Annotated in this window: 18 protein-coding genes; 12 read left to right on the forward strand and 6 right to left on the reverse strand. The window is 73.4% G+C overall.

Going from position 1 to position 18,389, the window contains the following annotated elements:
* The first annotated feature begins 4 nt into the window (after nt 1–4).
* The 10 genes from ACBJ32_RS04920 to ACBJ32_RS04965 all read left to right on the forward strand — a co-directional run bounded on the left by ACBJ32_RS04920 (nt 5) and on the right by ACBJ32_RS04965 (nt 10,489).
* Nucleotides 5–781, forward strand: a complete 777-nt coding sequence (locus ACBJ32_RS04920; protein WP_375125612.1) for an ABC transporter permease — start codon at nt 5–7, stop codon at nt 779–781.
* A 92-nt stretch (nt 782–873) separates the two neighbouring features.
* On the forward strand, nt 874–1,608 hold the full coding sequence (locus tag ACBJ32_RS04925; protein ID WP_375125613.1) for a GntR family transcriptional regulator: 735 nt from the start codon (nt 874–876) through the stop codon (nt 1,606–1,608).
* Between the two features lie 83 nt (nt 1,609–1,691).
* Nucleotides 1,692–2,810, forward strand: a complete 1,119-nt coding sequence (gene solA / locus ACBJ32_RS04930) for an N-methyl-L-tryptophan oxidase (protein ID WP_375125614.1) — start codon at nt 1,692–1,694, stop codon at nt 2,808–2,810.
* Nucleotides 2,807–3,853 (forward strand): ABC transporter substrate-binding protein, encoded by a 1,047-nt coding sequence (locus ACBJ32_RS04935; RefSeq protein WP_375125615.1) that lies wholly within the window; start codon nt 2,807–2,809, stop codon nt 3,851–3,853. The genes solA and ACBJ32_RS04935 overlap by 4 nt, the downstream gene beginning before the upstream one ends.
* The gene (locus ACBJ32_RS04940; protein WP_357892397.1) at nt 3,850–4,881 is read left to right on the forward strand and encodes an ABC transporter substrate-binding protein; all 1,032 of its coding nucleotides are present in this window, start codon (nt 3,850–3,852) and stop codon (nt 4,879–4,881) included. Before ACBJ32_RS04935 ends, ACBJ32_RS04940 begins: the two co-directional genes overlap by 4 nt.
* Complete coding sequence (locus ACBJ32_RS04945; RefSeq protein WP_375125616.1) at nt 4,878–5,975, forward strand: ABC transporter ATP-binding protein; 1,098 nt, start codon at nt 4,878–4,880, stop codon at nt 5,973–5,975. The genes ACBJ32_RS04940 and ACBJ32_RS04945 overlap by 4 nt, the downstream gene beginning before the upstream one ends.
* Entirely contained in the window at nt 5,936–6,811 is an 876-nt protein-coding gene (locus tag ACBJ32_RS04950; protein ID WP_375125617.1) for an ABC transporter permease, read from the forward strand. The genes ACBJ32_RS04945 and ACBJ32_RS04950 overlap by 40 nt, the downstream gene beginning before the upstream one ends.
* The gene (locus ACBJ32_RS04955; RefSeq protein ID WP_357892388.1) at nt 6,808–7,617 is read left to right on the forward strand and encodes an ABC transporter permease; all 810 of its coding nucleotides are present in this window, start codon (nt 6,808–6,810) and stop codon (nt 7,615–7,617) included. The genes ACBJ32_RS04950 and ACBJ32_RS04955 overlap by 4 nt, the downstream gene beginning before the upstream one ends.
* Nucleotide 7,618: 1 nt before the next feature.
* The gene (locus ACBJ32_RS04960) at nt 7,619–8,761 is read left to right on the forward strand and encodes an NAD(P)/FAD-dependent oxidoreductase (protein ID WP_375125618.1); all 1,143 of its coding nucleotides are present in this window, start codon (nt 7,619–7,621) and stop codon (nt 8,759–8,761) included.
* A gap of 81 nt (nt 8,762–8,842) precedes the next feature.
* Entirely contained in the window at nt 8,843–10,489 is a 1,647-nt protein-coding gene (locus ACBJ32_RS04965) for an AMP-binding protein (protein WP_375125619.1), read from the forward strand.
* A 90-nt stretch (nt 10,490–10,579) separates the two neighbouring features.
* On the opposite strand, the gene ACBJ32_RS04970 is transcribed toward ACBJ32_RS04965, so the two are convergent.
* Nucleotides 10,580–11,632, reverse strand: a complete 1,053-nt coding sequence (locus ACBJ32_RS04970; protein ID WP_375125620.1) for an aldo/keto reductase — start codon at nt 11,630–11,632, stop codon at nt 10,580–10,582.
* A 250-nt stretch (nt 11,633–11,882) separates the two neighbouring features.
* On the reverse strand, nt 11,883–12,536 hold the full coding sequence (locus ACBJ32_RS04975) for a TetR/AcrR family transcriptional regulator (protein WP_375125621.1): 654 nt from the start codon (nt 12,534–12,536) through the stop codon (nt 11,883–11,885).
* 171 nt (nt 12,537–12,707) lie between these two features.
* Between ACBJ32_RS04975 and ACBJ32_RS04980 the strand changes: the two genes are divergently transcribed.
* Complete coding sequence (locus tag ACBJ32_RS04980) at nt 12,708–13,622, forward strand: zinc-binding dehydrogenase (protein WP_375125622.1); 915 nt, start codon at nt 12,708–12,710, stop codon at nt 13,620–13,622.
* Nucleotides 13,623–13,644: 22 nt separating this feature from the next.
* Here the strand turns inward: ACBJ32_RS04980 and ACBJ32_RS04985 are convergent, their stop codons facing one another.
* Nucleotides 13,645–14,325: a flavin reductase family protein gene (locus tag ACBJ32_RS04985; RefSeq protein ID WP_375125623.1), complete on the reverse strand. Its 681-nt coding sequence runs from the start codon at nt 14,323–14,325 to the stop codon at nt 13,645–13,647.
* Between the two features lie 194 nt (nt 14,326–14,519).
* Entirely contained in the window at nt 14,520–15,626 is a 1,107-nt protein-coding gene (gene fes / locus ACBJ32_RS04990; protein WP_375125624.1) for an enterochelin esterase, read from the reverse strand.
* Nucleotides 15,627–15,799: 173 nt separating this feature from the next.
* On the opposite strand from fes, the gene ACBJ32_RS04995 reads away from it, so the two are divergent.
* On the forward strand, nt 15,800–16,618 hold the full coding sequence (locus tag ACBJ32_RS04995) for an alpha/beta fold hydrolase (protein ID WP_375125625.1): 819 nt from the start codon (nt 15,800–15,802) through the stop codon (nt 16,616–16,618).
* 37 nt (nt 16,619–16,655) lie between these two features.
* On the opposite strand, the gene ACBJ32_RS05000 is transcribed toward ACBJ32_RS04995, so the two are convergent.
* On the reverse strand, nt 16,656–17,282 hold the full coding sequence (locus ACBJ32_RS05000) for a TIGR03943 family protein (RefSeq protein ID WP_375125626.1): 627 nt from the start codon (nt 17,280–17,282) through the stop codon (nt 16,656–16,658).
* Nucleotides 17,283–17,363: 81 nt separating this feature from the next.
* On the reverse strand, nt 17,364–18,344 hold the full coding sequence (locus ACBJ32_RS05005; protein WP_375125627.1) for a permease: 981 nt from the start codon (nt 18,342–18,344) through the stop codon (nt 17,364–17,366).
* Between the last annotated feature and the right edge of the window lie 45 nt (nt 18,345–18,389).

Genomic DNA, 18,389 nt, shown 5'->3' on the forward strand with positions numbered 1-18,389 from the left:
CCGGGTGGAGCGCGGCCGGGACGCGGTGGTCGCGGCGGGCTGGTCCACGCTGGGCGTGGTCGTCGCGGTCGGCGCGTGGGCGCTGGTGGCGTCGGCGTTCGCGATCCCGGAGATCGTCCTGCCGTCGCCGGCCGGCGTGGTGGCGGCGTTCCTGCGGATTCCCGGTTACCTGCTGGAGCAGGCCGGCATCACGCTGGGCGAGACGGTGCTCGGGTTCGTGCTGTCGGTGGTGTGCGGGCTGGTGATCGGGATGGCGATCGCGGCGTTCCGGGTGGCGGAGCTGATGTTCTATCCGCTGCTGGTGGCCTTCAACGCGGTCCCGAAGGTGGCGCTGGCGCCGCTGCTGGTGGTGTGGATGGGGTTCGGGCAGCAGCCGAAGGTGGTGATGGCGCTGCTGGTGTGCTTCTTCCCGGTCGTGCTGTCGGTGGCGGGCGGGCTGGCCTCGACGCCGCCGGAGCTGGTGGAGCTGGCCAGGTCGCTGGACACGCCGCGGTGGCAGACGTTCGTGAAGATCCGGTTCCCCGGCGCGTTGCCGCAGGTCTTCGTGGGGTTGAAGGTGGCGATGCCGCTGGCCTCGGTGGGTGCGGTGATCGGGGAGTTCAGCGCGGGGGATGCGGGGCTGGGGTTCGTGATCGTGCAGGCGGGTGGGAGCTCGGACACGGCGCTGGCGTTCGCCGCCATCGGGTTGCTCGGCATCATGAGCGTCGCGTTGTTCTACGCGCTGGTGCTGGTGGAGCGGCTGCTGCTGCCCTGGGTGCGGGAGACCGCGGCCGTCCGCTGAGCCAGGCAAAAAGCCGTTCACCACGACAAACGCCGATAAGTTATATCTAATCCCCTATTGACATGACTAATCGTCACGACGAGTATTTTGTCATGTCAGAACGCGACCTCTTGCTTCATGTGCGGATCCGCAGGGCGCTGGAGGCGCGTATCCGAACCGGCCAGTGGGGGCCGGGAACCCGGATCCCCACCGAGGTCGAGCTCTGCCAGGAGTTCGAGGTCTCGCGCATCACCGTGCAGCGGGCCCTGCGCGACCTCGCCGACGCCGGGCTCATCGTCCGCTTCCGCAGGCGCGGCAGCTTCGTGGCCCAGGCCGTGGGGCAGCACAACCTGCTGCGTTTCACCGGCCTGCTGATCCAGGGGCCGGAGACGCACGGCGACCACCGGGTGGTCTCGGCCGAGGTGCTGCCCGCGCGGGCGGCGCGCCTGCGGCTGCCGGGCGTGCCCGACGAGGAGGCGGTCGTCCAGATGGAGCGCCACAAGCTCGGCGCGGACGGCAAGGTGAGCAACACCGAGCTGCACGTGCTGCCCTTCCGGCTCGCCCCCGACCTGCTCGACCAGGACTTAGCGCCCCTGACGAGCCACGCCTACCTGCGCGACCGCGGGGTCGAGCTGGTACGCGCCAGGCTCTACGTGGAGCCGTACGCGCTCGGCGAGCACGAGGCGGAGCTGTTCGGGCTGCCCGCGGGCACGCCCGTCTTCCGCTGGACCCGCGAGACGTGGACCCGCCGCGGCGAGATCGCCGAGCTCCTGGAGGAGATCGTCCCGCCCGGGAACGAGCGCTTCTACGTGGAGACCGACCTGAGCGGCTCCCCCGACCACACCTGAGTCAACCCCACCCCGATCGGACCACCCACCCGTCGCGCCCGCCGGCGCCACGGTCCCCAGCCATGCCCGAAAAGGAGCGGAACATGACCTCTGTCGCCGTCGTCGGCACCGGCGCCGTCGGCTCGATGGCCCTGTGGCGGCTGGCCGAGCGCGGCATCCCGGCCGTCGGCTTCGACGCCTACGCGCCCGGCCACGACCGCGGCGCCGCCGGTGGCGAGTCGCGGATCTTCCGCACCGCGTACAAGGAGGGTCCCCAATACGTGCCGCTGCTGCGCGAGGCCCGCGACCTGTGGGCCGAGCTGGAGCGCGGCGCGGGCCGCCGCCTGCTGACCCGGGTCGGCGGCATCACGGTCGGCCCGCGCGAGCACCCCGCGGTGGTGGCCGTGCTGGCCGCCGCCCGCGCCCACGACCTGCCCGTGCGGGTGCTGACCGGAAGGGAGGCGGCCGAGCGGGCGCCCGAGCACCCGCTGCGCGACGGCGAGGTCATGGTGGCCGACCCCGACGTCGGCTACCTGCGGCCCGAGCCCGCCGTCGTCGCCGCCGCGGCCGCCGCCGAACGCGCCGGTGCCCGCGTCCTGCGCTACACCCCCGTCCAGCAGGTACGCCAGGACACCACCGGCGTGACCGTCGTGACGCAGGACGGCGGCGAGCACCGCTTCACCCACGCCGTCCTGGCCCCGGGCCCCTGGGCGAGCCGGCTGCTGCCGGACCTGCCCATCGCCGCCAGGGCCATCACCTCCACCTGGTTCCCGCGCCGCGACGAGACCCTGTTCGACCCGGGGCGCTGCCCGATCGCCATCCGCGTCGGCGAGCCCGCCTACTCCTGCTTCCCCTCGCTGGACGGCGCAGGCGTCAAGGTCAACCTGCACGTCCCGTGGCGGGACATCGACTCGCCCGGCGCGCTGGAACGCTCCGCCCCGCCCGCGTACGTCAGGCAGGTCGCCGGCGCCGTCGCCGCCACCCTGCCAGGCCTGCGGCCCGACCCGATCCGCGTGGCCACCTTCGCCGACGCCTTCACCCCCGACGGTCACGGCCTGCTCGGCACGCGCGGCCGCACCGTGATCGCCGCCGCGTTCAGCGGGCACGGCTTCAAGCTGGCCCCCGTCTTCGGCGACATCGTCGCCGACCTGGTCGAGACCGGCACCACCACGCGCCACATCGACCACCTCACCCCGAATCGCCCCCTTCGGAGGTCGCCATGAACCCCAGACCGCTCTGGCTCGCCATCGCAGCCCTGGCCCTCACCTCCTGCGGCGCCCCCACCCCGTCGGCCGCGCCGGACACGCTGGTCATCGCCGGGTACGGCGGCTCGTACGAGGAAGCGTTCAAGCAGTCGGTCATCCCCGCCTTCGAGCGGACCTGCTCCTGCAAGGTCACCTACATCGCCGGCAGCTCCACCGACACCGTCGCCAAGCTCAAGGCCCAGCAGGCCGCCCCGCAGATCGACGTCGCCCTCATCGACGACGGCGTGCAGAACCAGGCCGTCGAGGCCGGCCTGCTCGCCCCGCTCGACCCCAAGACCGTCACGAACCTGGCCGACGTCATCGACCTCGCCCGCCTGCCCGGCGACGTCGGCGTCGGCTTCTCGCTCAACGCCACCGGCATCGCCTACAACACCGACTACTACGCCGAGCACGGCCTGCCCGCCCCCACCCGGCTCGCCGACCTGGCCGACGCCGAGCTCAAGGGCAAACTCGTGATGCCGTCCATCACGCAGACGTACGGGCTGGGCGCGCTGCTCATCGCGGCCAAGGTCGGCGGCGGCTCCGAGCACCGCATCGACCCCGGCTTCGCGGGCGTCAAGCAGATCGCCGCGAACGCCGTCACGTTCGACACCACCGCGGACGTGTCCAACTACTTCCTGCAAGGGCAGGCCGTGGCCAGCGTCTGGGGCAACTCCCGGGTGCAGATGCTCGCCAAGAAGGGCTTCCCGATCAAGTTCGTCTACCCCGAAGAGGGCGCGCTGCCGCTGATCGCCACCGTCAACGTGGTGAACAAGGCGCCGCACCCCGGCCTGGCCCAGCAGTTCGTCAACGCGCTGCTGGAGCCGTCGGCCCAGCAGGCCATGGCCGAGTCCAACTACAACGGCCCGACCGTCAAGGGCGTCCAGCTCGCCCCCGACCTGGCGGCCAAGGTCGTCGGCCAGGACCGGGCCGCCGAGCTGCGCAAACTCGACTGGGCAGCGATCAACAAGAGCCGTTCCGCCTGGACGGACCGCTGGAACAAGGAGATCGAGACCTCATGACAAGGCTGCTCGCCGCGGCGCTGGCCCTCATCGGGCTGACGGCCTGCGCCCCGCCCAGCCCCACCGCGTCGGCCGGCAAGCTCGTGGTGGCCGGGTACGGCGGCTCGTACCAGCAGGCCTTCGAGCAGGCCGTGCTGCCCGACTTCGAGCGGACGTGCGGCTGCCAGGTCACCTACATCGCCGGCAGCTCCACCGACACCGTCGCCAAGCTCAAGGCGCAGAAGGACGCGCCGCAGATCGACGTCGCGCTCATCGACGACGGGCCGCAGGCGCAGGCCGCCGCGGCCGGGCTGCTGGCCGGGCTCGACCCGGCCGCCGTCACCCGGCTGGCCAAGGTGGAGAAGGTCGCCCGGCTGCCCGGGGACGTCGGCGTCGGGTTCGCGATGACCGCGACCGGGCTGGCGTACAACAGCAAGTGGTACGCCGACAACGGCCTGCCCGCCCCCAAGAAGCTGTCCGACCTGGCCGACCCCAAGCTCAAGGGCAAGGTGGTGCTGCCGTCGATCAGCAACACCTACGGCGTGGGCGCGCTCATGCTGGCCGCCCGCGAGGGCGACGGCACGGTCGAGTCGGGCTTCGCGGGCATCAAGAAGGTCGCCGCCAACGCCTTCACCTTCGACACCACGGCCGACGTGTCCAACTACTTCCTGCAGGGGCAGGCGGTCGCCTCGGTGTGGGGCGGCTCGCGGGTGGAGACGCTCGCCGACAAGAACTTCCCGATCAAGTTCGCCTACCCGGAGGAGGGCGCCATCCCGCTGCTCGCCACCGCGAACGTCGTCAAGAACGCGCCGCACCCCGACCTGGCGCAGAAGTTCGTCAACGCCCTGCTGGAGCCGGCCATCCAGCAGAAACTCGCCGCCGAGGGGTACGACGGGCCGACCGTCACCGACGCCACCCTCGACGCCGCGCTCGCCACGCGGGTCGTCGGGCCCGACCGGGCGGCCGGCATGACGCCGCTGGACTGGAAGGACGTCAACGGCAACCGCGCCGCCTGGACCGACCGCTGGACCAAGGAGGTCGAACAGTGACCAGCACGACACAGGCCCCCGCCGGGACGGCGGTGCGGCGCGGGCGGCTGCGCCTGAACGGCGTGCGCAAGGTGCTGGGCGGCAAGGAGGTCGTCTCCGCCGTGGACCTGGAGACCGAGCCCGGCGAGTTCCTCACCCTGCTCGGCCCGTCCGGCTGCGGCAAGACGACCACCCTGAACATGATCGCCGGGCACCTGACCGCCGACGGCGGGCTCATCGAGGTGGACGGCCGCGACATCACCGCCGTCCCCCCGCACCGCCGCTCCATGGGCATGGTCTTCCAGTCCTACGCCCTGTTCCCGCACCTGACGATCGCCGACAACGTGGCCTTCGGGCTGCGCATGCGCAAGGTCGGCGCCGCCGAGCGCAGGCGCCGGGTCGCCGACATGCTGGAGCTGGTCGGCCTCGACGGCATGGCCGAGCGGCACCCCCGCCAGCTCTCCGGCGGCCAGCAGCAGCGCGCCGCCCTGGCCAGGGCGCTGGTCGTCCAGCCCGACCTGCTGCTGCTCGACGAGCCGTTCTCCAACCTGGACGCCCAGCTCCGGGTACGGCTGCGCGACGAGGTCGCCGCGCTGCAGCGCCGCATCGGCACCACCGCCATCCTCGTCACCCACGACCAGGAGGAGGCGCTGGCCGTCTCCGACCGGATCGCGGTCATGGCCGACGGCGTCATCCACCAGCTCGACCGGCCCCAGGAGATCTACCTGCGGCCCGCCACCGACTTCGTGGCCCAGTTCATCGGCGAGGTCAACGCCCTCGACGGCACCGCGCTCGACGGCGGCGCCTGCGAGGTCGCCGGGCAGAGCGTGACGGCCACCCCGGTCGGCGAGCCGCCCGCCAAGGGCGCCGCCGTGCGCGTGTACGTGCGGCCCGAGGTCGTCCGCGTGAGCCACGAGGCCGGCCACGGCGGGGAGGGGCTGCGCGGCACCGTCCGCGAGACCCGCTTCCTCGGCTCGCGCATCCGCTGCGTGGTCGCCACCCCGGCCGGCGAGGTGACGGCGGCGCTGCCGTACGACGCCCGGGTGCCGCGGGAAGGGGAGGAGGTGACCTGCTCATGGCGGCCGTCGGACGCCTCGCTGGCGGCGCGCGGCTGAGCCGCCCGCGCTGGCGCACGGGCCTGCTGCTCGCGCTGCCCGCCATCCTCATCTTCGCGCTGCTGTTCGTGGCGCCGCTGTTCACGCTGGTCGCCAACAGTTTCAGGACGCAGACCGGCGCGTTCACGCTCGGCAACTACGCGCGTTTCCTCGGCGACCCCTTCTACCGGGACGTGTTGTGGAACACGCTCAAGGTCGCCGCCCTCACCACCGCAGGCTGCCTGCTCGTCGGCTACCCGTTCGCGCTCTACCTGCGCGGCCGCTCCGCGCGGGTGCGCAACTGGCTGGCGCTGCTCCTGCTGTCGCCGCTGCTCATCAGCATGGTCATCCGCGCGTACGGCTGGCTGGTCGTGCTCGGCCCCAACGGACCCATCGCCGCCGTCATCCAGTGGCTCGGGCTCACGCCGCCGCAGCTGCTCTACAACGACACGGCCGTGCTGATCGGCATGGTGCACGTCATGCTCGCGTACATGGTGCTGCCGCTGATGGGCAGCCTGGACCGGATCGACCCGACCCTCGTGCCGGCCGCCAAGGGCCTCGGCGCGCCCGGCTGGACCTGCTTCTGGCGGATCACGCTGCCGCTGTCCGCGCCCGGCATGCTGGCAGGGGCGATGATCGTGTTCAGCCTGACCGCCTCCAGCTTCGTCACGCCGGCCATCCTGGGCGGGCCGAAGGTGAAGCTCATGCCGTACTTCGTCTACACGCAGGCCACCACCACGCTCGACTGGCCGTACGCGGCCGCGATCGGGTTCGTGCTGGTGATCGTCACGACCGGGCTGCTGCTCGGCTACTCGCGGCTGCTGCGGCGGGGCAACGGGGAGGCGGTGTTCGGATGAGCCGGCTGACCCGGGTGCTCGGCGCGGCCTTCGCGACGCTGGTCGGGCTGTTCCTCATCGCGCCCGTCGCCGTCACCGTCGCCTCCTCGCTGACCGCCACCTCGTACGTGACGTTCCCGCCGCAGGGCATCACGCTGCGCTGGTACGCCGAGGTGTTCGCCAAACCGGAGTTCCTGTCGTCGTTCGCGCTCAGCGCCGGGGTGGCGCTGGCCGCGGCGGCCGTCTCCGCCGTGGTGGGGCTGGCCGGCGGGCTGGCCATCCACCGCTACCGCTTCCCCGGCCGGGCCGCGCTGGAGGCGGTGCTGTCCAGCGCGTTCGCGGTGCCCACGATCGTGCTCGGTATCGGGCTGCTGCAGTGGTTCGCGCAGATGGGGCTGGCCTCCAGCCCGTTCACGCTGCTGCTGGCCCACCTCGTGCTGACTGTCCCGTACGCGGTGCGGCTCGTCCTGGCCGGGCTGGCGGGCCTGGACCGGTCGGCGGAGAAGGCCGCCGCCGGGCTGGGCGCCCCGCCGTTCCTGGTGTTCTGGCACGTCACGCTGCCGGCCGTGCGCGGGGCGCTGATCGGGGGCGCGTTCTTCGCCTTCATCACCTCCTTCGACGACCTGACGGTGGCGCTGTTCGTGGTCACCACCGACCTGCAGACGCTGCCCGTACGGATCTTCAACTACATGCAGTACGACTACGACCCGACCGTCACCGCCATCGGCACCCTCATGGTGCTGTTCGCCGTGGTCGCCGTGGTCGTCATCGAACGTTTCGTCGGCGTCGCCAAGCTGTTCGGCGCCGACACCCAGGAAAGGAGCTAGCGTGCGAGTCGTCGTCATCGGCGCGGGAGTGGTCGGAGCCGCGGTCGCGGCCGGCCTGACCCGGCGCGGCGCCCAGGTCACGGTGCTGGAGGCGCGTACCCCGGGGGCGGGCACGAGCTCCACCTCCGTCGCGTGGATCAACGCCAACAACAAGACGCCCCAGGCGTACTTCGACCTCAACCACGCCGCCGTCTGGGCTCATCACCAGCTGCCCGGCGACCACTTCTTCCCCACGGGCAACCTCGAGTGCGCCGTCACCGACGAGCACCAGGAGCTGCTCGAGGCCCGCGTCACGCGGCTGCTCGGCATGGGCTACCCGGTCGAACGCGTCACCGCCCGGCGCGCTCTCGCCCTGGAGCCCGACCTCGTGCCGCCGCCCCCCGGCACCGAGTACGTGTTCTTCCCCGGCGAGGCGTACGTCCAGCCGCTGCGCCTGCTCGGGCGCCTGCTCGGAGAGGCCCGCGACGGCGGAGCCACCCTGGAGTGCGGCGCGGAGGTCACCGCGATCGAGGCGACCGCGTCGGGGGCGAAGGTGACGGTGGCCGACGGGCGCACGTTCGCCGGCGACGCGGTCGTCACCTGCACCGGCCGCTGGACCCAGCACGTCGCCGCCATGGCCGGGCTGACGGTGCCGATGCTGGACCCGGCCGTGTCCGGCACGGTCACCAACGGGTTCCTGGTCACGACCTCGCCGGTGCCCGCCCGGCTGTCACGCGTCCTGACCACGGCCGCGCTCAACCTGCGGCCCGACGGGGGCGGCCGGCTGCTGCTGCAGTCCCTGCCCCTGGACGGGCTGGCCGACCCCGCCGCGCCGGTGCCCGAGCCGGTCCTCGCCGAGATCATGGCGCTGCTGCCCGGCGTGCTGCGCGCCACCGAGGGGGCCGTGGTCGAGCGGGCCGTGGTGGGGCAGCGGGCGATGCCCGGGGACGGGCTCACCGTGGCGGGGTTCGCCGACGCGGAGCGGCGGGTGTACACGGTGGCCACGCACAGCGGGGTCACGCTGGCGCCGCTGCTGATGGCGGAGGTCGCGGGGGAGGTGTTCGGTGAGGAGTCGGCGCTGCTGGCGCCGTTCCGGCCGGGCCGCTTCACCGACGGCACGGCCGGGCCCGCCCCGGCCGCGGCGCGCCGTCCCGGCCAGCAGTGACGTGACGCGGGCGCGGCGGGTTCCGTCGCGGCATGGGCGGGTACGCGTACCTCCTGTCGTGAGGAAAGGCCTGGTGCGCAGATGCTCGGAAGGCTGGTCGACCTGGGCGGCTTCGGACTCGAGGCCGCCCCCGCACTCATCCGCAACGGGCTGCTGGGCCCGGTGCACCCCACCGCACTCGCCCGCGTCGTGGAGGCGTACCGGCACTTCCACCTGACGCCCGCCACGGGCCTGGCCGCCGCGGCGGCGCGCTGGCCCGGCCGGCCGGCCGTCATGGACGAGTCGGGGACGCTCACGTTCGCCGAGCTCGACACCCGGGCCGCGGCGCTGGCGGCGGGCCTGCACCGCCGGCTCGGGGTGGGGCCCGGCAGGACGGTGGCGGTCATGTGGCCCAACCACCGCGGATTCGCCGAGGCGGTCGCGGCCGTGTCCCGGCTGGGGGCCGACCTGCTGCTGCTCAACACCGGGCTGGCCGGGCCGCGCCTGCGGGACGTGCTGCGGCGGGAGGGCGTGCACGCGCTCATCGCCGACCCCGGCCTGCCGCGCGTCGACTTCGACGGCCCCCGGACCGGCGACCTGGACGCGCTGATCAGCGAGAACGGCACGGCGACGGCACCGGTACCGCGGCGGCCCGGGCGGCTGGTGCTGCTCACGTCCGGGACGACCGGGGTGCCCAAGGGGGCGCCGCGGCGGCTCTCCCCGGCCGCCGTGATCGAGCCGTTCCTGTCGATGCTGGCCACCGTCCCCGTACGCGGCGGGGAGCCGATGCTCATCGCGCCGCCGCTGTTCCACGGGCTCGGCCTGCTCTGGTACGCCGCCGCGCTCGTGCTCGGCTGCCCGGTCGTGCTCATGCGCCACTTCGACCCCGAGGCCGTGCTCGACGCCCTCGACCGGCACCGGGCCGGGACGCTGGTGGCCGTGCCGGTGATGCTGAAGCGCCTGCTGGCCTGCGCGCCCCGGCGGCTGCCGCACCTGCGCGTGGTGGTCTCCGGCGGCTCGGCGCTGCGGCCGGACCTGGCCACCGCGTTCATGGACACCTACGGCGAGGTGCTCTACAACCTCTACGGCTCCACGGAGGCCGGCTGGGCCGCCCTGGCCACGCCCGCCGACCTGCGTACCGCGCCCGACACCGTCGGCCGCCCGCCGCGCGGCGCGACCGTGCGGATCGAGGGCGCCGGCGGACGCGAGCAGCCGGCCGGGCAGGTGGGGCGGGTGCTCGTCGGCGGCGGCCTGACGTTCGCGGCGGGAGGACGACCGGACGGGCTGCTCGCCACGGGCGACCTCGGGCACCGGGACGAGCGGGGCCTGCTGTTCATCGACGGGCGCGACGACGACATGATCGTCTCCGGTGGCGAGAACGTGTTCCCGCAGGAGGTGGAGAACGTCCTGGCCCGCGTCCCCGGCGTGGCGGACGTGGCGGTGCTCGGGGTGCCGGACGAGGAGTACGGGCAGCGGCTGGCCGCGTACGTGGTGGCGGCGGAGGGGACCCGGCTGTCGGCGGACGAGCTCAGGCGGGCGGTCAAGGAGGAGCTGGCCGGGTTCAAGGTGCCGCGCGACGTCGAGTTCGTGCCGTCCGTACCGCGGAACCAGACCGGCAAGGTGGAGCGGGACCGCCTCGATCGCGGGTCCGTTCACCACCGGGGTGGTTCATCGGATCCTGGTCGCGGAGACGCCCTGCGCCGGCGTGATCCAAGCCGCGACCGTCCGGGCGACTCCCCCTGCCCATGACTGAGTGCCTGTGTCGCCCACCAGCGGGGGATCGGCCGCGTGGGCGGGTCACCGCCGCCCGGCCCGGCCGCGCGGCGGTGACCCCGGCAGTCACACCTGGTGGACGAGTCGCTCGATCGGCGGGTTCACCCGGGCGAACCCCTCCTGGCTGCGATACGGGTAGTAGGGGTAGGCGGCGGTCACGGTGCTGGCGGCGTCGAGCCGGGACACCTGGTCGGGGGTGAGGGACCAGCCGACGGCACCCAGGTTCTCGCGCAGTTGCTGCTCGTTGCGCGCCCCGACGATGACCGAGGCCACGGTCGGACGGCGCAGCAGCCAGTTGAGCGCGATCTGCGGCACGCTCCGCCCGGTCTCCCCGGCGATCTCGTCGAGCACGTCCACCACCGCGTACAGCCGCTCGTCGTCCACGGCCGGCCCGAAGGCGGCGGTGCGGTGCAGCCGGCTGCCTTCGGGGAGCGGCCTGCCGCGCCGGATGCGGCCGGTGAGGCGGCCCCAGCCGAGCGGGCTCCACACCAGCGCGCCGACGCCCTGGTCGAGGCCGAGAGGCATCAGCTCCCACTCGTAGTCGCGGCCGACCAGCGAGTAGTAGACCTGGTGCGCCACGTAACGCGGGTAGCCGCGCCGGTCGGCCGCGGCGAGGGACTTCATGAGCTGCCAGCCGGAGAAGTTCGACACGCCGACGTACCGGAGCTTGCCGGCCGCGACCAGGTCGCCCAGGGTGGACAGCACCTCCTCGACCGGTGTGGCCGCGTCGAAGGCGTGCAACTGGAACAGGTCGATGTAGTCGGTGCCGAGCCGGCGCAGCGCGTCGTCGACCGCCTTGATCAGCCGGGGCCTGGACGTGCCGGCGCCGTTGGGGGTGTCGTCAACGGGCAGCCCGGCCTTGGTGGAGATGAGCACCTTGTCCCGCCGGCCCTTGATCGCCTGGCCGAGCACCTCCTCGGAGGCGCCGTCGGAGTACACGTCGGCGGTGTCGAACATCGTCACCCCCGCCTCGACCGCCACGTCCACCAGCCGCCTGGCCTCCGCCACGTCGGTGTTGCCCCATGCGCCGAACAGCTCACCCCTGCCCCCGAACGTGCCCGCGCCGAAGCTCAGCGCGGGCACCTTGAGACCGGACGCTCCCAACTGCCGATATTCCATGATTCCATCCTTTAACGGGTCGGATCTCCCGTTAAGAACGGTAGCACACTAACGGCACAGATGTTTCATTTGAGGGGCCGTGGCACGACGAGGCCGCACCGGCCGGCGGCACGCCGGCCGGTGCGGCCTGCCGGGGAAGGGGGACGCTCGCATGAGGAACGGGCCGGGAAGGGTGAGGAAATCCTGGTCCGGCCACGTGGGCGGGCGGCGCCGTCGTGGCCGCCCGGCGTGGAAGTGGGCGCGGGCGGGATCAGCCCGCCGGGCCGAGCAGGGCTGCCGCCGTCTCCTGGACGGAACGGGTGAAGCGGCGGGGGTCGCCGGACGTCGCCAGGTGGCGGATCAGGTCACCGTCGAAGAGCGCGAGCAGGGCGTGGGCCAGGAAGTCCGCGTCGAGGTCGGGGCGTTCGGCGGCGAGCAGGGCGCCGAGGTGGGCATGCCAGAACCGGTAGCTGGGGTCGCCGTACTTGTCCTGCGCGCACGCCTGCTCGTGCGCCGCCAGCAGGACGGCGTTGCCCTCGGCGATGGCGCCGAGCCCGTCGAGGAAGGCGTGCAGCCGCTCGCGCGCGGGCGCGCCGGGCCCGAGGGGCGGCGGGCCGCTCGCCACCGCCTCGCGCAGCTTCCGCGAACGCTCTTCGAGCAGCGCCTGCAGCAGCCCCGCCCGGCTCCCGAACCGCCGGAACACCGTGCCCTTCCCGACCCCGGCCAGCGCGGCCACCCGATCGAGCGACACGTGGTCCCCGCCGCCTTCCGCCAGGAGCTGCTCGGTCGCGCGAAGCACCGCCCGCCGGTTCCGCGCCGCGTCGGCGCGTTCACCGCGTTCACCGCGCTCCGCGGGTTCGGCGGGTTCGGCGGGGTCCGTGGGTTCCCGGTGTTCCACCGGCGTGATGCCTTCCGTGCGTTCCATCGGCGTGACGCCCTCCGTGCTCGCTGCCCTCGCCGTGCTCTCGGTGCCGTCGGTGCGGCGGCCGGCCATGGGACCCCTCGCGACCGATGCGGACTATCGGTCCGATTATGCTACCGTCCTGCCAACCGGACTAGCGGTCCGCATACCGCCGCAGAAGAAGGACGAACGCACATGCTTGCACTCATCGTCACCCCCGACGCCCCCGGCTCCCTTCGCCTCGGCCCGGCCCCCGATCCTGAACCCCAGCCGCACCAGCTGCTCCTCGCCGTGCACCACTTCTCGCTCAACCGCGGCGAGGTCGCCTTCGCGGGCCGCCGCCCGGCCGGAACCGTCCACGGCTACGACGCCGCCGGCATCGTCGTACGCGCCGCCGCCGACGGAAGCGGCCCCGCGGCAGGCACCAGGGTCGCCGCGTTCGGAGCCGGAGCCTGGGCCCAGCGCATGGCCGTGGACAGCACAGCGGTCGCCGAGGTGCCCGACCAGGTGGACCTCGCCGACGCCGCCGCGCTCCCGATGGCCGGCCTCACCGCGCTGCGCACGCTGCGTACCCGCGACATCCTGGGCCGGCGGGTGCTGGTCACCGGCGCCGCGGGCGGCGTCGGACGGTACGCGGTGCAGCTTGCCGCGCTGGGCGGCGCCCACGTGATCGCCTCGGTGGGTTCGCCGGCACGCGGCGAGGGCCTGGCCGAGCTGGGCGCCCACGAGGTCGTGGTCGGGCTGGAGGGCATCGACCGGCAGGTCGACCTCATCCTCGACAACGTGGGCGGGCCCCAGCTCGTCGCCGCCTGGCAGCTCCTGGCACCCGGCGGCAGCGTGCAGAACATCGGCTGGGCGTCCGGCGAGCCGGCGGTGTTCGAGCCGTACTCGCTGTTCTCCATCGGGCCCGCCAAGACGATGAGCACGTTCGGCGACGTTCACGAGGTCGGGCCGGACCTCGCGACGCTGCTCGGGTTCGCCGCGGCGGGGCGGCTCTCGCCGGAGATCGGCTGGCGCGGCCCCTGGGGCCGCATCGCCGAGGCCGCGCAGGCGCTGCTGGAGCGGCGGGTCGCGGGCAAGGCCGTCCTGGACGTCACCCCGCCCGCCTGACGTGCCGTGGCCCGGGCGGGGTTCAGGGCGCCTGGGCCTCCGAGCGGGCCCGGTCGATGTCGGTCGTCCGGTAGAGCCGCTCCGGGATGCTCGCCAGCCTGGACGGATGTACCTGCGGTCCGAGCCCGTACAGCTTCTGGAAGCTCATGATCAGCGGCCGCCACGCGTCGGGATCGATGTGGTCGTCCGACCCGGGGAGCCGGATCTCCTCGTGCGCCCACACCCGCACGACCCGCACCTCGAAGGCGAGGGTGCCGCCGTCCGCCACCGGATGCACCGCCTCCACCACGCACTCCATCGCGACCGGGCACTCGGCCACCCGCGGCGGCGCCACCACCTCCGACGGCACGGCCGTCAGCCCCGCGTGCCCGAACTTGTCACCCACATACCAGTAACCCCGCTCGTACTTGCGCTCGGGAACCGGGTCGGAGCCCGTGGTGAGCGCCAGCCGGTCCACCGCCGCCGCGAGCGCGTCGGACGGCAGGTTCAGCACGCACTCGCGGGTCCTGCGCAGGTTCGCGGCGGTCTTCGACCTGGCTCCCAGCCCCAGCATGCCGCGCCAGCCCAGCCAGAACGCCGACGACATGGGGGCCAGATTGGGGGTGCCGTCCTCGTTCGACGAGGAGATCAGCACGACGGGGGTGCCGAAATATAGGATGCTCGGCTCGATACGGACATGCTCGCTCGTCACGGTGTTGTTCATGGGCAATCACTCTCGCCCCTGCCCCCGGCCGGCGCTGGCGGACTTCGGACCTCCCGTTCGGGCCCGGTCCGTCGGCGCGGGCGGCCATCACGGCGAAGGCGTCCACCAGCACCGGGCGTGGAGCGGGTCGCGGGGGAGTTGCCCGCGCAGCGGCCCGATCTCCGCCTGGGCGAGCGTCACGGCGTCCGTGACGTTCACAGCCATCCGGCCGCCAGCGTGGTGAGGCCGGTGGCCAGGCCGCCGAGCCAGCAGGCGGGGTCGTGGCCGCCGTTGTACTCGGTGAGGCTCACCTCGTACCCCTGGGCGGCGAGCGTCTCGGCGAAGCGGCGGTTCTGCTCCAGCAGCATCCACTCCAGCGCGCCGACCTCGACGTGGAAGCGCACCGGCAGCCGGGGAGCCCGCGCGTACCTGCGGGTCAGCCACTCGGGGTCGCCGTCGCTCCACCAGTACGAGCCGGACTGCGACAGCACGTTGCCGAACCGCTCGGGAGCCACGAACGCGGCATAGGAGGCGGTCAGGCCGCCGAAGCTCTGCCCCGCGATCACGGTGAGGCCGGGGTCGGCGCTCGCCTGCCACTCGCGCTCCGCCCACGGCAGCAGCTCGCCGGCGAGGAAGCGGACGAACGGCTCGTGACAGGCCAGCTCCCGGTGCCGGGTGGGCCGGTCGACGGAGTCGGGCATGAGCACGACGGCGGGCGGGAGGTGGCCGTCGGCGATCAGGTTGTCGATGGTCGGGCCGATCCGCCCGGCCCACACCTCGCCGTCGAGCAGCACCACGACCGGGTACGGCCCCGTCCGGTGTTCCGGCGGCGTGTAGACCCACACCCGCCGCCCCGCGACCCCGGCCTCGGTCACGCGTCCCCGGGGAACGCCGGGCCTGGCGTCGCGGTAGGGCTGGGGCGGGGCCTGGGGGAGCTCCAGCAGCGACGCCGGGTGGCGGTCGGGGGAGTTCGGGACCGTCCGGGGGTTGCGGGGGTCGGGCAGCGCGGCGCGCATGACCTTCAGCCAGGAGTCCCTGTCGGTGCCCGGCAGCGTGGTGCAGGGGAGGATCTGGTAGCTGGCACGCAGGTCGGCGTCGAGCTCGTACGTCAGGTGCAGCAGGCCCGTCCCGGGCAGCGGGGTCATCACGTGACCTGTGATGTCGCCGGCGTGCCGGTCGCGGTCGGTCACGGTGTTGATCAGCACGACCGCCCGCTCGTCCGACGAGCCGGCCTCCCACAGGAACGTCACCTTGTACCTGCCCGGCGTGTCCGCGGGCTCGATGACGGGAGTGGCCGGGCCGGCGGGGGATGGGGGCGTCATTCTTCACGACCTCCGGTCTGACATCAGGGCACAGCCTCGGGCTTGCTTGAATATAAGGTAAGGCTAACCTAAATTGACAAGGCGCATCGTGTCCTGCGGCTACTGGCGCCACTGAGCGGCCCGCGGTGGACCGCCGGCGTCCGTGCCGGAGTTTCGTTCACTATGTTGTGAAGATGGTGAATCTTCCGTCCGTGCTCTCGCTCGATGGCTGCGACCTGCGTTACGCCGACAGCGGCGGTGACGGCTTGCCGCTGCTGTTCTCGCACGGGGCCGGGGCCGACCACGTGATGTTCGACGCCCAGCGGGAGTACCTGCGGGACCGGGGGTATCGCGTCGTCACCTGGGACCTGCGCGGTCACGGCCTGTCGCGCCCGGCCGGTGTCCGGTTCACCGCCGAGCGGGCGATGGCGGACCTGTGCGCGCTGATCGATCACCTGGCGCTGGACCGGCCGGTGCTCGTCGGGCAGTCGCTCGGGGGCAACCTCGGCCAGGCCGTCGTCCAGCGGCATCCCGGCCTGGCCCGCGCCCTGGTCGTCATCGGCGCGACGTCGAACACGGCACCGCTGTCCTGGAAGGAACGCCTGCTGGTGCGGGCGGCCGCGCCGATGTTGTCGGTGATGCCGGCCAGGAATCTCCCGCGGCTGATGGCCGAAGCCTCGGCGATCACCCAGGCCGCGCGGACGGACGCCCGGCGGGCCTTCGGCCAGGTGCCGAAGAAGGAGTTCCTCCAGGTGTGGCGGGCAACCGTCGAGTTCCTCTCCCCGGATCCCGGCTACCGCACACCGGTGCCCCTGTGCCTGATCCGCGGCGAGCGGGACGGCACCGGCAACATCGCCTCGGCCATGCCCCGGTGGGCCGGGACCGAGAACCTCGAGGAGGTCGTCATCCCCGACGCCGGCCATATCGCCAACCAGGACAACCCGCAGGCGGTCAACGAGGCGATCGAGGCGTTCCTGCGGACGATCCCGGCACCGGAGCAGGCGCGGCGATGAGCGCGGCGCCATGCGCGCATCACCTCGGGAGAATGCTTCACACCAGCTCGTAAGGCTCCTCGGGCGGAGCGACGGGCACCACCGCGTCCGCCTTGATCGCGGGCTCCTCCCGCGGGACCCAGGTGCCGGTCACCCGGACCCACGCATCCTCGCGCGGCGCCCCGGCCCCTTCCACGGCCACCTCCAGCACGAACGCGTCGGCGGCGCAGCAGGCCATCCGCATCCTGGCCAGGTACCAGCCGCCGGGCGCGTGCACCGCGAACCCGGTCAGGCTGACGCGGCGGCCCGCCAGCGACGCCCCCGACGCGGCCCGGCCGGTGAATTCGCCCAGCGTCAGCTCCGTCACGCCTTCCCCGAGCGCCCGGTAGCCGGTGGCGGGCGGGGGAGCGGCGACGCCGTTCCTGGCCGCGTACGAGCCGAGCGGCGGCGGGACGACCACCACGATCGCGAACACCGGCGCCGCCAGCAGCCACGCGACCCGCGGCGCGCGCTCCCGGCGGCCGAACGCCGGCAGCGCCAGCAGCACCAGGACCACGCCCGCCGCCACGAGCGCGGGCCGGTAACCGGGCCTGACGTAGTTGGCGTACATCGGCGTGAACGCCGACACGGCCAGCAGCGTCGCCCCCAGCACCAGCAGCAGGCTCGCCTGCGACCGCCCGCTCACAGCAGCTCCCATCCACCCGATGGCTGACACCATGCGCTCACAGCAGCGCCCACCCATCCGGCGACGGCTGACACCATGCGCTCACAGCAGCGCCCACCCGGCCGCGAAGCTGACGGCGATCGCCAGGGCCAGCGTGAGCGGCACGAAGCGCCGTACGAAGGCGCCGCCGAACGTGCCGGCCTGCAACGCGATCAGCTTCAGATCCACCATCGGCCCCACCACCAGGAACGCCAGCTTCGCCGTCGGCGAGAACGCCGTCAGCGACGCCGCCACGAACGCGTCGGCCTCCGAGCAGATCGACAGCAGCACCGCCAGGAACGCCAGCACCAGCACCGACACCACCGGCACCCCCGCCACGGCGGTCAGCCACTCACGCGGCACCACCACGTTCAGCGTCGCCGCCGCCAGCGCGCCGACGACCAGGAACCCGCCCGCGTGCATGAGATCGTGACACATCGCCCCCACGAACGCCTCCCACCGCCCACCGCGCCCATGCCGGTGCCCGGCGGCCCCCCGCGGCGCGGGCAGCCACTCCGCACGCCCGAACCGCGCCCAGATCCACCCCGCCGTCACCGCCACCGCCAGGGAGGCGCAGAAGCGCGCCACCACCATCGAGGGCTCACCGGGAAAGGCCACGGCGGTGGCCACCAGCACGACGGGATTGATCGCGGGGGAGGCGAGCAGGAACGCCAGCGCCGCAGGCGGCGCCACGCCCCGCGCCATCAGCCCCGCCGCGACGGGCACGGACGCGCACTCGCACCCCGGCAGCACCGCCCCCGCCACGCCCGCGACCGGCACCGCCGCGTACGGGCGGCGGGGAAGCGCCCGCGTCCAGAACGACGCGGGCACGAACGCCGTGATCGCGGCCGACAGCGCCACCCCGAACAGGAGGAACGGCAGCGCCTGCACGCACACCGCCACGAACACCGTGGCCCAGGTTTGCAGCGCCGGATGCGTCAGCTGCGGCGCCAGCACGAACCTGCCCGCCACCAGCAGCCCGGCCAGCACCACGAACGCCCACGGCAACCCGGAGCCGCGCCGCTCCGCCGCCTGAGTCATCATCCTCCCCGCGACGCGCGATCAAATGAGGGGATTTAGTATGACATG

The organism is Nonomuraea sp. GTA35 (genome assembly GCF_041950525.1).
Taxonomy (GTDB): Bacteria; Actinomycetota; Actinomycetes; order Streptosporangiales; family Streptosporangiaceae; genus Nonomuraea.